The 14,397-nt window shown below is 64.7% G+C and carries 9 protein-coding genes and 1 tRNA gene; 7 read left to right on the forward strand and 3 right to left on the reverse strand.

The window, feature by feature from the left end; translation table 11 throughout:
- Window positions 1-330 precede the first annotated feature (330 nt).
- Window positions 331-4,902 (forward strand): PQQ-binding-like beta-propeller repeat protein, encoded by a 4,572-nt coding sequence (locus EA187_RS00470; RefSeq protein ID WP_164855860.1) that lies wholly within the window; start codon window positions 331-333, stop codon window positions 4,900-4,902.
- 30 nt (window positions 4,903-4,932) lie between these two features.
- On the opposite strand, the gene EA187_RS00475 is transcribed toward EA187_RS00470, so the two are convergent.
- From EA187_RS00475 to EA187_RS00485, 3 genes are read right to left on the reverse strand one after another with little or no spacing between them, the layout of a single operon-like run.
- Entirely contained in the window at window positions 4,933-6,687 is a 1,755-nt protein-coding gene (locus EA187_RS00475) for a sensor histidine kinase (protein ID WP_127778812.1), read from the reverse strand.
- A 30-nt stretch (window positions 6,688-6,717) separates the two neighbouring features.
- A complete protein-coding gene (locus tag EA187_RS00480) occupies window positions 6,718-7,422 on the reverse strand; it encodes a response regulator (protein WP_115603451.1) in 705 nt (234 codons plus the stop codon).
- Window positions 7,423-7,479: 57 nt separating this feature from the next.
- On the reverse strand, window positions 7,480-8,928 hold the full coding sequence (locus EA187_RS00485; RefSeq protein WP_115603450.1) for a nicotinate phosphoribosyltransferase: 1,449 nt from the start codon (window positions 8,926-8,928) through the stop codon (window positions 7,480-7,482).
- 494 nt (window positions 8,929-9,422) lie between these two features.
- Between EA187_RS00485 and EA187_RS00490 the strand changes: the two genes are divergently transcribed.
- From EA187_RS00490 to EA187_RS00515, 6 genes are all read left to right on the forward strand, one after another.
- Window positions 9,423-10,037 carry a hypothetical protein gene (locus tag EA187_RS00490; protein ID WP_115603449.1) on the forward strand — a complete coding sequence of 205 codons (615 nt, stop codon included), beginning with the start codon at window positions 9,423-9,425 and terminating at the stop codon, window positions 10,035-10,037.
- 153 nt (window positions 10,038-10,190) lie between these two features.
- Window positions 10,191-10,655, forward strand: coding sequence for a deoxycytidylate deaminase (locus tag EA187_RS00495; RefSeq protein WP_115603448.1), 465 nt, complete (start codon window positions 10,191-10,193; stop codon window positions 10,653-10,655).
- A gap of 77 nt (window positions 10,656-10,732) precedes the next feature.
- Window positions 10,733-10,805: transfer RNA gene (locus EA187_RS00500), tRNA-Phe, on the forward strand.
- A 247-nt stretch (window positions 10,806-11,052) separates the two neighbouring features.
- Window positions 11,053-12,696 (forward strand): vWA domain-containing protein, encoded by a 1,644-nt coding sequence (locus EA187_RS00505; RefSeq protein WP_127778813.1) that lies wholly within the window; start codon window positions 11,053-11,055, stop codon window positions 12,694-12,696.
- 56 nt (window positions 12,697-12,752) lie between these two features.
- On the forward strand, window positions 12,753-13,511 hold the full coding sequence (locus tag EA187_RS00510; RefSeq protein ID WP_164855861.1) for an outer membrane beta-barrel domain-containing protein: 759 nt from the start codon (window positions 12,753-12,755) through the stop codon (window positions 13,509-13,511).
- A gap of 74 nt (window positions 13,512-13,585) precedes the next feature.
- Complete coding sequence (locus EA187_RS00515) at window positions 13,586-14,332, forward strand: outer membrane beta-barrel domain-containing protein (RefSeq protein ID WP_164855862.1); 747 nt, start codon at window positions 13,586-13,588, stop codon at window positions 14,330-14,332.
- The last annotated feature ends 65 nt before the right edge of the window (window positions 14,333-14,397 follow it).

A 14,397-nucleotide genomic window follows, 5' to 3' on the forward strand; every position in this document is an offset into this window, starting at 1 on the left:
GAGTGGATGGACTTAGCAGTCGAGAATGGGAGGTAAGGGGTCTGAGTTGGCGATCTGGCTGTCGAGAGTGGGAGGTAAGGGGTCTGAGTGGGTGATCTGGCTGTCGAGAAGCGCAGGTAAGGGGGCTGAGTGGCAGCGCGTCGTGCCTTAGAGCGCTAACTCGGGGATATGTGGGGGGCTTGAGCCGGTGGGGACCATTTTTTTCCGGGGGGATTTCCTTCTTGCTTGTCGTTCGGGTGGGGGGCGTGACAGCGTGAGCGGCAATTCGTTTTATGTGCCGGCGTAGCCCTGGTCGGGGTGTGCGCTCGATGACTGCCGATGGAGGGATCGATGCGTTTGTATATGGAGAAAGGCCAGCAATTCTGGGATGCGCAGGTCATGGAGGATGGGGAGGTCACCCTCGTCAACGGGGAGGTGGGAGGGGAGACGACCCGGAGTCAGGAGAGCTACGCGAATCGCGACGAGGCGATGGCCGCGGTGCGGGCAGAGGCCGTAGCGCGGGCCCGGGAGGGCTGGGCCGAGATGCTCCCGCCCTCGGCTCGCTGGCAGCCCGAGGAGACACTGGGGCCCTGGTACGACACCGATTTTTTCAAGACCCTGGAGTCCTTTGAGTCGGTGGAGGCCCGTGAGCCCGGCGACTACGTTGCCCGGGTCGAGAGCTACCATGCCATGCAGTCGCCCGCGGAATTGGCTCGTTTTATGGCCTGGCGAGCGGCCCACGCCACTGACTATTGCAACTATGGCGAGTGGCGGATCTGGGAGGAGGATGCCTGGATTCCTTCGCCGGACGAGGGGAATCTCTTTGAGCAGCTGGCGCTCCTGGACCAGAGAAACTACCTGGGGACGGCGATGGTGGAGTACTTTGCCAGCCTGATCTGCCTGGGCAGCGCCGGCAACGGGGATGTGTATTTTGCCGCCCGGGATTTTCGCGATTCGAATCGCGCCGAGGTGCTGATCTGGGATCACGAGGAGCAGTTCCCCTATGCCTTTGCCGACGGCCTCTCGACGCTGGCCTGGGTCAACCGGGTGTACACGGAGCTGGAGGTGCAGCAGGAGGAGGGGGCGGTGGATGAGGAGCGCATCGGCGAGTTGATGACGCCGGTGGCCGATCGCGCCTCGTTGACCTGGCATTATCGCGATCAGATGGAGATCGGTGGCGTGACGCCGGAGTACGAGGTGAAGAGCGCCGGGCTTTTTATGTACGTCCGCGCGATCTACCTGGTGCGTCTGCTTCAGGGGCGCGGCGCGCGTGAGGGCGCGGAGCACTTCTATGAGAAGGTCCACGAAGGGCTCACCTTTAAGGACGCGGTGGAAGGGCCCTATCTGGATCGCGTGGTTTCGACGGCGCTCTACTGGTTGTGGCGGCTCTTCTTCTTCAAGAGGGAGGAGGAGCTGGTCCGCTGCCTGGAGGTGTGTCGCGAGCACGCCTCTCCGCTGGTGCGGGACGCGGTGGCGTTGATCGAGGAGCTGGAGGCCGGGCGCGGGCAGCTCGGTGCCATTGAGGACATTCACGCGCTGCGGGAGGAGTTTGTGGCCCTGGATCTTGATCCGGCGCGGGCCGCCGAGCGTGCGGTCGAGCAGGCCGCCCGGGAGCAGGCCGAGCGGGAAGCCGAGGAGGCCCAGGAGCAGCGAGCGCAAGAACTGGTGGCGACGCACTCGCCAGAGGAACTCGCCGCGATGGCGATCGATGAGCTGGGGAGCCCCCTGGTGCTGGCGGCGATCCGCGAGGTGGTGGAGCGGGATCTGCCCCAGGCCGCGCCGCTCTTTGGCAAGCTCCGGGCGCGGGACGCCTCGGAGCGGGACTTCACGCATACCGAGCGCCTGGAGCTGGAAGAGGCGCTCACGCAGATGGGGCCCTGGCGGATTCCGGCGCTCTTGACCGCGCCTTTTCCGCGGCTGGCGCTGGCGGCGAAGGCCGCGCTTCGGGCCGACGCGCACACCCGCAAGCGCGTGGTCGAGCTCGCCAGCTGGTTCCTCGGTGTGGGCACGGAGTATTTTCGGGAGGAGCGCCAGGCCGTCTATGCGCTCACCATTCTGGGGGAGCGCGAGGCGGTTCCGACCTTTTTGACGATGCTCGACGAGCTGATCTGGGCGCCGGAGGACTGGAGCGCGGAGATCAAGCAGAAGGATGTAGTCTGGGCACTGCTCGACGGGGTCGGGCAGCTGGGGGATGCCAGCTGCGTGGCGCCGATGGTGGCGTTGCTTAAGCGCGCGCCTGAGAGTGTGCTCCCGCGCCTGCTGGTGAACCTGGGGAGGCTCGGCGGGCAGGAGGCCACCGAGGCGCTGATCCCGGCGCTGGCCACGCGCTTTAGCCGCCCGGCGATGGTGGGTCTGTCTCGCTGTGGCACTCAAGGGGCCATTGAGGCGCTCAAGGCCCATCTGGCCCCCCAGGTGGGCGGACTGGAACTGCTTTATGAAAAGGTGATGCTGGCGTACGCACAGGTGGCCCGGGGAGGCGCGCTGGACGAGGCGCTGGTCTACCAGGCCTTGAGCGTGATTGAGCCGCTCAAGCATGAGGATCGCGAGCTTCAGAGCACGCTGGCCGAGCTCTTACCCTCGCTTGGTGACCGGGCCCGGGCGGTGCACGAGGCCGAGCTCTTGCTTCAGCATCCCTACGCCGAGGTGCGCCAGGCGGCGCTCGGAGCGCTGGAGACGATGGGGCAGCAGGTGGAGCTGCGCTTTGCCGATCGCGTCACCGTCGATGAGCTGGTGGCAGCCAGGGATGTGGAGGCGTTGATCGGGCTGCTCGAAGACCCGCACGCGATCTTTTTGCATAACGTCATCGCGTCGGTGGCCGAGCATGAGCTCGACGACGAGGCGCTCATCCAGGCCTGCGTGGACTGGGCGCGTCGGGTGCCCCTGCGTTATGAGCACTACCTCTACGGGTACGTCCGCGATGAGCATCAGGTTGCCGAAGATGTGATCGCGGCGCTGGCGGCGTTGAACCACGAGAGCGCCGACCGCCTCCTGGGAGCGCTGCTGGGTGCGGGCAACGTGATGTATCGGGATGCCGACACGTTTAAGTACGACTACGACGGCGCGGCCACCCGGGTTCAACGCTACATCTCGGCGCCGGTGGACGCGGCCGAGGAGGCGGCCCCGGGGTGGCGCTTTGAATCGCTGAGCGTCAGCCCGGGGGTGGTGGGAGCCAATGTCAACGCGCTGGCCTGGTCGCCCGATGGTCAGTGGCTGGCCGTGGGCAGCGAGGAGGGCACGCGCCTTCTGGATCGCGAGGGGCTGGAGGTGCGGCGCTTTGCCAGCGCGATGGGCTGGATCTACGACGTGGGCTTCAACCCTGAAGGCTCGCTGCTGGCGGTGGGGGCCCACGGGGGGCACCTGCAACTGCTCGATCCGAGGAGCGGGGCGATGGTCGCCAACCTCAAGCCCACCGAGGGACACTCCGGCGGGGTGCGCAAGCTGGCGTTTTCGCCCTCGGGGCAGTGGCTGGCGTCGGTCTCCGACGATCAGACGCTGCGTCTGTGGGATGTGCGCGGTGCTAGCGAGGCGGTGGGCGCGGGGTTTGTGGCAGGGAGCTCGCCGGTCCCGGTGGAGCATGTCTGGACCTACGAGGATCGCGATGACGTCAACGGCGTGGCCTGGATCGATGAGGAGCGCCTGGTCATCATCACCGACAACGCCACGCACTTCATCGCCCGGGAGGCCACCGGCCCGCAGGTCACGGTGAAGAAGCACGGCGGTGCCGATGTGGCGGTGGATGTGTCGCGCCAGCGCGTGTACGCGGCCGGAATGACGAAGGTGCGGGTCTTCGATCTGGAGGGCGCGGAGCTTGAGGAGGAGACGATCAAGCAGGGCGGCGTTGCCCGGGTGCGGGTGGGGGCCTCGGGCGATGTGCTCTACCTGGCCTCCTGGGCCGGCGCGCAGTGTGGGGTGACCCGTGTCGACATTTCCGCGCCGGCCAAACCCCGTCGCAAGCGTGTTAAAGGTCATCAGGATGACGCGGTCTTCGGGATGGACCTCCACCCCCTGACCGGCGAGGTGTACGCGGCGGGCCGGCTCAGACGCGTTCTGGCCTGGTCACCCGAGGGGCAGCCGCTGGAAGAAGATGCCGCGCCTTACCACACCGACGAAGTCAGCGGCATCATTTGCAGCGAGCACTTCATCTACACCGCCAGTGACGATGGCACGGCCATCGAGTGGGATCGCCAGAGCGGGCGTGCGCGGCGGGCCTTTACGCCCTCGTGTGACGAGCGTGTCTGCGCGGTGGGGCTCTCGGAGGATGGCCTGACCCTGGTGCTCTCGGGTGGCGAGTTTGCGGCGGCCTTCGACCTGGCAAGCGGGAAGGAGCTGTGGGTGCGTGAGATCGGCAGAGCCGAGCACCTGGCGGTGGTCGGCAATGAGGTGGTGGTCGCCGACTACGATGGCCTGGTGTGGCTCTCGCTGGAAGATGGCACCAGGCTCCACGCCAGTGGGTCTTTTGCCGATTCGTTTGTGTTTTTCTGGGCGCGAATCGACGCGAAGCATCTGGCCTGTGCCGGGTACGACGACCGTCAGCTCTTTATCTGGGATCTGGAGCGCCGGGAGCAGGTCGGGACCTTTGTGTTGCCTCCCACCGAAAAGGGGAGCATCTACGGGCTGGCGGCGGCCGATGGTCGCCTGGCGATCTCGCGCTGGGACAACTCGGTGGTGGTGCTCGATGCCGGCAGCGGCGAGCTGGTAGCGCGGGTTCATACGGGAGAATCGCTACCAAACCCGCGCTGGAGTCCCGATGGCGAGTCGCTTCTGGCCGGGGAGTACGCGCTGGTGGAGTTTGACGGGGGTACGTACCAGCGCCGGGGCACGTCGCCGGTGCCGGCAAAGATCAGCTGCCTCTACGTTGTGGATGCCGATCGTGTGCTGGTGGGCGGCGCCGGCGGCGGGTTGTGGTGGGCCCACCGCGCTTAAGCGGCCAGCGAGCGTGGCGCGGCGCGCAGGTCAGCGCGCCGCGCTCGTAGCGGGGGGGGCCGCCGGCAGCGTGAACCAGAAGATCGAGCCGTGGGGGAGGTTGGGCTCATAGCCTACCTGCCCGCCCTGGGCGCTGATCAGGTGTTTGACAATCGAGAGCCCCAGGCCGGTGCCACCCATATGCGTGGCTCGCCCCTTATCAACCCTGTAGAAGCGCTCGAAGAGGCGCTGGTGATGGCGCGGATCGATGCCCGGGCCCTGATCGATGACTTCGAAGCGCACGTGGTCGGAGTCGGCGGGGGTGTGGGCGCGCACGATGATGGGGCCGGGCTCCGGGAGGTATTTAAGGGCGTTGTCGAGCAGGTTGATCAGGACCTGATCGAGGGCGCGCGGGTCGGCCAGGACGTGCAGCTCGTCGGCGATTTCCAGCGAAATCGACGCGTCGTCGGGGGCGTGAAGAGCGTCGATGGCGTCGCGGGCTGCTTTGCGGGCGGAGAGATGTCGGGGGGCCACCTGAGCCTGATCGGCCTCCAGACGTGCGATATCGAGCAGGTCGGCGATCAGGTGAGTGAGGCGCTCGGCGTTGCGGTGGATACCCCGGGTGAAGTTCTGGGCGGCCTTCGGGTCGTCGAGCGCGCCGCTGAGCAGGGTCTCGCTGTGGGCCTGGATGACTGCCACCGGGGTGCGTAGCTCGTGGGAGACGTTGGCCACGAAGTCGCGGCGTACGGTCTCCAGGCGGCGTAGCTCGGTGACGTCGTGGAGCACCAGGATGAGCCCGGGACCGTGTTTGGGCCAGGCGGCGCGCGCCAGGATGGTGCGAGGCAGGGGGGCGGTGAGCTGAAATTCGGCGGAGGCACCCCGGGCGCTGCGCGCGCCGCCGATAAGCTGCTCCAGGGGCGCGGCGGGCAAGAGATCTGCCAGGTCGCGGCCATGCGGGTCGCCCTCGAGTCCCAGGAGGGCGCGGGCGGCGCGGTTGACCAGGGTCAGGGTGAGGTGGGCGTCGGTGGCCACCACGCCTTCGGCCATGCCGTCGAGGACCGCGCTGAAACGATCGCGCTCGCGGGCCAATGAGCCCACGCTGCGCTCCAGCGCCTCGGTGAGCTGGCGTACGGAGCGAGAGTTCGCGGCCTCGCGGACGCGGGGCTCGGCACCTGCCCGGGGGGGGGCGTTGTCGGGAAGCTCCGTGGCCTCGCGGGCATGAATCAACAAGTTCTGCAGTGTGCTCGACATCAGACGTGTGGCGATGCCGCTTAAGAAGATGGCAATGCCCAGCGCAATGAGTGCGCCGATAAGCGCGAGGGTACGCAGGCGGTCGAGGACCTGGTCGACCTCCGAGAGGGGTACCGAGAGGCGGACCACCCCGTCGAAGCCGTTTCGGGAGGCCGGGATCGCCACGTAGAGCAGGTCGGTGCCGAGTGACTCGCTGTGACGTCGGGCGCGCCCGAACCCGGAGGTTGTCGCCGCGATGACTTCGGGGCGATTGGCGTGATCTTCAATCGCTTCGTCGGCTTCCAGGTGGGAATCGGCCAGCACCTGGCCGTCGGCAGCGATCAGAGTGATGCGGGTCTGGGAGGCCTCGCTCAGTCGCAAAACATGAGCGTTGATGTCGGCGCTCGGGTCGATGGAGGCGTCGACGAGCTGCGCCCGTTGGAGAAGATCGGACTCAATACGGCTCTGGGTCCAGCTGCGTAGCGTGTGGTGGGCGGCCAGCGTCGCGATCAGGACAAAGAGCCCGATGAGGGTGATCGCGATGGCGAAGATTTTGCTGCGGAAGGAGAGAAACACCGTGTGCCCTTTCGGCCCTGCGTGTACGCCTCAGAGATCCGGGGGCGTGGCACAGAAGCGGTAACCGATGCCGCGCAAGGTCTCGATGTAGGGGCCACAGGGGCCGAGCTTCTCGCGCAGTCGCTTGATGTGGGTGTCGACGGTACGGGTCATGACATCGGCCTGTATATCCCAGACATCGCTTAAGAGCACTTCGCGCGATTGCGCGCGGCCGCGGCGAGTGAAGAGGGTTTCGAGGAGCCGGAACTCAAGGGCGGTCAGGGAGATGGGTTCATCATCGATCCACACTCGCACCGCCGGGAAGTCGACGCGAAGCCGGCCGAAGCTGACCTGATCCAGGGCCGGAGCGTCGTCGGGCCCTTCACTGCGGCGCAACACCGCGCGCACCCGCAACATCAGCTCGCGAACGTTGAAGGGTTTGACGACGTAGTCATCGGCACCGGCCTCAAAGCCTTCGACACGCTCGTGATCTTCGCCACGGGCTGTCAGCATCAGGATGGGGATGTGACGGGTGGTCTGATCGGCGCGGACCCGACGGCAGATTTCAAAGCCGGAGAGATCGGGGAGCATCAGGTCGAGCACGATCAAGTCGGGCAGCGGGCGCTCGTGAAGACGCGCCAGCGCCTGCTGACCGGTGAGGGCGGCGTCGGCCTCGAAACCCTCGCGGCGGAGGTTGTAGTCGAGGTTTTCGACCAGATCGGGTTCATCTTCGACGATGAGTATGAGCTTCGACATCACATTCGCTTTTTTAGCAGAGGTGGATTCAACTCCCCGTGACAAGCACGCAACAATCTAAGACTGCTGGTTGTTCGATGCGCTGGAAGGAATTCGCCGGTGGGCCTGCGCGACGGCGTCGTCGCGGCGATCGCGAAGCGCCGTGCTCAGGCCCACTTTGTAGATATGCGGGTTTTTAAACCGGCGATGCTCTGCGGGCAGGGCTGCGAGCTGCTCGCGGGCGTAGGTGCGAGCCTCAAAGGCGGAGGGAAGCTCAGCGATGCGCCGACCTTCTCGCATCACGGGCTTCAGCAGTGGGGTCTGCTCGAGGTGGCCGACCTGCGTCTCTTTATGGGGCTCATGAGGGTGGTGGATGCGATCGATGTGGGTCTGCTCATCAAGCGCGATGGCATCGGCGTAGAGCCGGCCCTGGTCGTCGCGGATCCGAAAGACCTGTTTGTCGCCGGGGAAGGTCATCTTGCGCAGGCTGTCGGAGAGCTTGATGCGAGGCGTCCCATTGAGGGTCGCGAGTTTGTAGACGCCACCGAGGGCCGGATCGTCGTGGGCGGTCACAAGCTGGGTGCCCACGCCAAAGATGTCGATCGGCGCATTTTGCTCGGCGATCAGGCTGCGGATGACGTGTTCGTCGAGGTTGTTGGAGGCGGCGATCTTGACGTCGGGGAAGCCGGCCTCATCGAGCATCGCCCGGGCGTGACGGGCGAGGTAGGCGAGGTCGCCGCTGTCGAGGCGAATGGCACGAAGCGACTGGCCACGGTCGCGAAGTTCCCGGGCGATGGTGATGGCGTTGGGCACACCGCTTTTAAGCGTGTCGTAGGTGTCGACGAGCAGCACGCTGGCGTCGCCGTACTGGCGAGCAAAGGCGCGGAAAGCGTCGAGCTCGTGCTCAAAACTCTGGATCCAGGCGTGGGCCTGGGTGCCCGAGAGGGGAATATCGTAGTGCATGCCCGCGAGTACGTTGGAGGTGGCGTCGAAGCCCCCGACGACTGCCGCGCGCGAGGCGTGCAGGCCGCCGAAGCCGTGAGCGCGGCGAAGCCCAAAGTCGACCAGGACGCGATCGCCTGCAACCTGGCGCATGCGCGCGGCTTTGGTCGCAATCAGCGACTGGTAGTTGAGCAGGTTTAGGAGAAGCGTCTCTACAAGCTGAGCCTCCAGCAGCGTGCCGCGCACCTGCAGCGCCGGCGCATAAGGAAAGATCAGCTCGCCCTCCGCCGGCGCTCGAACTTCGGCCTCGAAGCGAAAGGTCTTAAGACGCTCAAGAAACGCGTCTTCGAAGCCCTGCTCGCGCAGAAACTCCAGGGCGTCGTTGTCGAAGCGGAAGTCTTCGAGGATCTCGACCAGCGTGGCCAGGCCGCAGAAGACGACGTAGCCTCCTCCGAAGGGCGGCGTGCGGTAGAAGTAGTCGAAGGTGGCATGCTGCTCGGACTTGCCCTCCTTGAAGTAGCCTTGAGCCATGGTGAGCTCGTAGAGATCGGTGTAGAGCGCGATGGGTTTGAACCAGGTCGTCATAGGGCACCTCACGTGAAAGCCATGCATAAGCGCAGGAGTTATGCGCCGAGGAGTTCTGATGTTGGGCGGAGGTCACGGCGCCATGAGTTAGCGATGCAGTCGTGTCGGCTGCATGGTTGAGGATGGTTTGCCGGGATAAAAAAGGCCTCGACGAGGCTGAATCATCGTCTTCGCCTGGCGCCGTGCCGGAGTCACTCTCCATCTCGGAGTTAGCGGCATCACCTTCTGCTCATGACGTAGGTAAGCGCGCGTCGGCAGAGCGGCAAGAGGGCAGGGCAGGCGTTGCCGTTGCGATGTGTAGACGCGCCGACTATGCAGAGCAGGTGTCGGCGCGCCGTGCGGATGGTTCTGACGAGGTGCGTAGCAGGCAAGGAGCGTCGACGTTCGTCGTGGCGACGCGGAACACAAAAGCCCCTGAAAGTGTAGGGGCGCGGAAGATCAACGCGAGCTGAGGATGCACCGCCGCGGCGTGGGTGTGAACCATCGGGATGGCAATGGGTGATCAAGAGATCGGGCTGAGGATGATCTGGGCGCTGGAGCGCGAACCGCTGAGTGACGCCGAAGGCGCGCGCGAGCTATGGGCCGGGGCGTTGCAGGCGTGCGGTGACGAAGCCGTCGACTACGATTTGAATCAGCGGGGGCAGTGGCGCGCGTTCGATGCAGACCGCCTCATCGTCGATACGCTCACCCAGCGTACGCAAGTGGTGATGGTACGTCTGAGCCAGGGCGGGATGATCGCGCTCTCGACGGGGAAACATGGTGAGCGGCCGCGTCTTGTCGCCGAGCTCCGGTTGAGACTCGAGGAGCATGTGGAGCGTCTCGATGCGATGACCGCTGTCGGCATCGCGCTGATGCGTTCCCTGCTCATCTTTGCGCGCATCGATCGTAGCGATCGCGCGCAGCCGGGAGCGTCAAACTGCGTCTCTATGGCCGCCTCCGGCGAGCCACCGCAGCGCCTCACGTCACTGCTCACTTCGATCGAGGGCGTCGAGCTGACATCGACACCCTCCGGCTGGCAGGCCAGGGCGCGCTCGGAGGCGGTGGGTGATTCCGCAGGCCCCGAGTGGCAATCGTTTTGCGATACACTCAGCGCCGAGGTATTGACCTGAGTGGACGTCGGGCGTAGCCCCTCACGTCCGCGACGTTGTGGTCGCCCGGGTCCCTCCGATACGACACCTGCGGAATGGCCTTACGCGTGCGATATGCGTCGCCTCATATAAGCGTGCAAGACTGACACTCCCCCGAGCTCCAAAGGTACTTCGATGGATGATCGCGCCAGCTGGGACGACTACTTCATGGCGATTGCCCGACAGGTCGCCACCCGCGCGACCTGCGATCGCAAACACGTGGGCGCCGTGATTGTGCGCGAGCGCACGATCCTCTCCACCGGCTACAACGGCAGCGTGCGCGGGCTGGAGCATTGCGATGAAGTGGGCCATATGATGGAGGCTGGCCACTGCGTACGCACCATCCATGCGGAGGCTAACGCCATCATTCAGGCTGCGCGCAACGGCGTGGCCATCGGCGGAGCGGACATCTACATTACCGCCTCGCCCTGTTGGCAGTGCTTTAAGATGATCGCCAACGCAGGCATCCAGCGCATCATCTTCGGAGAATTCTACCGGGACGCCCGTATCTATGAGGTCGCAAAGACTCTGGGGATCGAGCTTTTGCAGCTGAAAACCGGCGAAGAACCCCCGATTGAAAAAAAGTTGCCCGCCGAGTGAAAAAGCTCTTGACGCCCGAGAAGGGCAGGCCTATAAGACACATCCTGCCGCTGAGGAACACTCCAAAGCGACACGGCGCGAAGGTAGCTCAGTAGGTAGAGCACGGCCCTGAAAAGGCCGGTGTCGGCGGTTCGAGCCCGCCCCTTCGCACTCCAGATTAGCACCTTGTGAAAGCCCGCCCTCGCTTAGCGAGGGCGGGCTTTCAGCGTTTGTATGCGTGTGATTGCTGGTCGGGTCGGCTTGCTTGCAAGCATGCCCCCCATCGGGTAGAACGGTCCGCCGGATTCATGCGCGCGCCACCCCTTTGCCTGCGCCGCGCCCGGCCTTTACCGGCAGAACGACCCGATGATGAACGCCGGCGACATCGATGGAACAACCCGCAGTAAGGATTGATGCAATGACATACGGCTTGAGTTCGAAGCGCAGCCGATCCCGGCGCACCAGGCGTCTGAGCTGGGCGACCCTGGTGGGTCTGGCAGGTGTAACGCTTCTGGGTGCGACGGGCTGCGATACCGTCGCCAGGATCAGCTTCTCCGAGCGTCGCTTTAACGATGTGCAGCCGGTGAGCTTTAGCTCAGCCGGTGGCCAGTGCGAGGGGTTGACCCAGGGCGGCGAGATTGGCTTCGTGCTCATGGCGAGCGATAACACGCCGATTAAACCCGGTGAGGCTATCTCTCAGGGCGTCGTGAATCTGGACCGGAACAGTTTTTCATTTGCTGACGGGGCCGTTTATTCCACGCCGGAGCGGGTGTGCGCGAGCACCGATGAATGCCCCGACAGCTTTCTCTGCGGGGTAGGCCAGGATGGCGCCCAGGATCTCGGCAACCGCTGCCACATCACCACGACGGTCGCCGCGGCCTCCGATCCGGAGTTCATCGGGAAAGATCAGGCCAGCCACGCCTTCGGTGTGCTGGTGTCACGCGCGGGCTCCTGGCGCGGTTTCCTGCCTTCGGAGGTAGGTGCCCTGAACCTCGTCGCCAATGAGCTTACCGACAATCAGTACGCTGTGATCGCCGGGCCCGACGTCAGGCCCCGTCCGGCACGTGCAACCGACAACAACCGCCGTCGCTACAGCGCGCTCAGTGGTCTGGTGACTAACTGGAACAATGTGGCTTCGATCGTGCGCGAGAGCGGCCGCGAGTCGCTCTTCGGTCTGTGGACCTACGGCGGCTCCAGCGGCACGATCTTCTCCCACGTCAACGCCACTTCCGGCGGATCGCTCTGGACTGGAAGCCTTCGCGGAGCGCAATCGGCGGAGGAAGATATGAAGTCGGAGAGCATCAATGAAGGGAGTCGCAATTTCCTCTACGGTGCGATCCTCAAGGTGCTTGACCAGGGCTTCACCGACGCCCGCGTGGCCGACTTTGAGTCGCGAACGCTGGTGGTGCTCACCGATAGCCCGGATTCCTTCCAATCGACGAACAACAGTGCGCAGAACGTGATCACGCGAGCCAATGAGCTCGGCGTCTCGATTATGCTGGTGCACGTCGACCCGGCGCTCGATAACAACCTGCTGCGCGACGACTTCATCTACTATCAGGGCAAGCCCACCTGCGCATCGGATGATGAGTGCCGCAACTACGAGACCTGCCGCCAGCCGCAGTTCTTTCGTTCGGCCAACAACACTCAAAATGACAGTATCGACTATCCGGGGATGAACCATCTTGACTCAGCGTTCTGCCTTCCTACGCGTGATGAGAAGGGGCGCATCGGGCCGGTGGCGGAGTTCCAGGAGATCGCCTGCTCCACCGGCGGCACCTACAACTACGTGCCCGCCGCGGAGATCCCGCTGATGCGTAACGCGCTTGAGCACCTGCCCGCTTATGTCGAGGCCGGCTGGACGGTCGATGTGTCACTGAGTGCAACCGATACTGACGTGCTCTTCCCCGGGGAGGCCTTCCGCCTTCAGTCGGTGATGAGCGTGGATGTCGGTTCGTCCAACGGAACGTTTAACTTCGCGCAGAAGGGCAGTGTCAGCGGTGCCTCCGGGCTCGACCCGGCCGCAGCCGATACGCGCGCGACCTTCTTTACGGCGGAGTGATCGCGCCGCGACCTTGATGCTTTGATCGAATGAACTACGCAGTAGGAGATAGATCGGTGAATGCCAAGCGAATTCAAGTCCCGCTGTGGGCTCTGGTGGTAGCGCTGACCGTGGCACTTCTGGCCACGCCGGCCCTTGCCCAGGAGGCCGGCGACCCCGCTGCCGCGGGCGCAGAAGAGGCTGCCCAGAATGAAGGGTTGCCCGAGCTCGACGAAGATGATCCGATGTACTGGGCCGAGATGCGCGAGGTCTACGTGATGCAGCAGCGCGCCTTTCTTAAAGAAGGCCGGTTTGCGCTGACGCTCTACGGCGGGATCATCCCCAACAACATCTTCGAGCAGTACCTCCCGCTGGGGATTCGCGCGAACTACTTCCTGCTGGAGAACATCGGGTTGGAGCTTGCCGGCTCCTACGCGTTCCGTCGTGACACTCAGCTGCGCGACACCCTGCGCGATGAGTCGGGCGCTGACGCCCAGGAAGTGCTCATCGGTGACGGGCAGGCCTCGCACTTTAACTTCGGTGTGATGTGGAGCCCGGTCTACGGCAAGCTCGCCTACTACAATGACCGCATCATCTACCTGGATATGAACGTCTTCGGTGGGGCGGGCATGGTGGTCGCGCAGACCCAGAGCGACTTCAACGCCGGTCGCTCCACCACTGCCAAGTTCGAGGGTGTGCTCGGTGCCGGCCTTGCGCTCTACGTGGGCGAGCATGCCTCGGTGCGCGCCGATTACCGCCAGTTCATCTTTGGTAAGGTCAACGGCGGAGTGGCCAAGCCCTCTGAGATCTCGCTGGGCTTTAGCTGGTTCTTCTGAAGGTGCGCGCTGTGCACCGGGAGCTGCCCGCCAGGCGGGCGACGATGATTGACAGGTCTACAGAAGGTTCTTTCATGACGACCGTGAAGTTTAAATGGAGCGCCATCGCGGTGCTTGTTGCCGCCGCCACCGCGCTCAGCGCCTCGCCGGCCGCTGCGCAGCAAGCCCTCGATGAGGAGCTTGAGCAGTACTGGACCAGCGAGCGCGATCTTCGCGTGCTGCGCGATCGTCTCTACGATCGTGAAGGCCGTATTGGCGCGGGGATCTACACCGGGCTGATGAGCAGCGAGCCCTTCTACTACTACATCCCGGTCGGTGGCCGGGTCAGCTACCACTTCAGCGATCAGTTGGGCGTGGAGGTGGGTGGCGCGTTTATGAACGCCCAGGGTGTGCTCACGCGCAATACGCAGCTGATGGACTTTCTGGTCGCGGATCGCGGTGAGGGCTTTGATGCCGCCACCGACACCGAAGACCGCTTCTTGTGGCGGGCCAATGCCGTGGTCACCTGGAGCCCCTTCTACGGTAAGCTGGCGCTCTTGCAGCGCAAGCTCTCGCACTTCGACCTCAATGTGGCCGCCGGTCTGGGCGCGGTGAGCGTGGAGCGCCCCAATCAGACGCGCGACGCGGCCAACACCAAGCTCACCGTCGAAGGTGTGCTCGGCGTCGGTGCGCACTTCTTTGTGACCCCGGATTTGACCGTGCGTCTGGATGGCCGCGGGTACATCTATCGCGGCGCGAAGTTTGACCATAACGAGGACTCCTTCTTTGGTCAGCTGCGCCTTCCGGTGGAGTTTCTGGTCGGTGCCTCGTACCACTTCTAATGGATGACACCGGAGAGGCGCGACGGATGCCGCCGGTCAATTCGATAAACGCGCAAGCAGGAAGA

Origin of the sequence: Lujinxingia sediminis (assembly GCF_004005565.1) — a bacterium.
Classification (GTDB): Bacteria; Myxococcota_A; Bradymonadia; order Bradymonadales; family Bradymonadaceae; genus Lujinxingia; species Lujinxingia sediminis.

Excerpts from the sequence above, each read along its gene's own strand:
- EA187_RS00480 (WP_115603451.1), bottom strand. The coding sequence starts at position 7,422 with ATGTCGAAGCTCATACTCATCGTCGAAGATGAACCCGATCTGGTCGAA.
- EA187_RS00470 (WP_164855860.1), top strand. The coding sequence starts at position 331 with ATGCGTTTGTATATGGAGAAAGGCCAGCAATTCTGGGATGCGCAGGTC.
- EA187_RS00495 (WP_115603448.1), top strand. The coding sequence starts at position 10,191 with ATGGATGATCGCGCCAGCTGGGACGACTACTTCATGGCGATTGCCCGA.
- EA187_RS00515 (WP_164855862.1), top strand. The coding sequence starts at position 13,586 with ATGACGACCGTGAAGTTTAAATGGAGCGCCATCGCGGTGCTTGTTGCC.
- EA187_RS00490 (WP_115603449.1), top strand. The coding sequence starts at position 9,423 with ATGGGTGATCAAGAGATCGGGCTGAGGATGATCTGGGCGCTGGAGCGC.
- EA187_RS00505 (WP_127778813.1), top strand. The coding sequence starts at position 11,053 with ATGACATACGGCTTGAGTTCGAAGCGCAGCCGATCCCGGCGCACCAGG.
- EA187_RS00485 (WP_115603450.1), bottom strand. The coding sequence starts at position 8,928 with ATGACGACCTGGTTCAAACCCATCGCGCTCTACACCGATCTCTACGAG.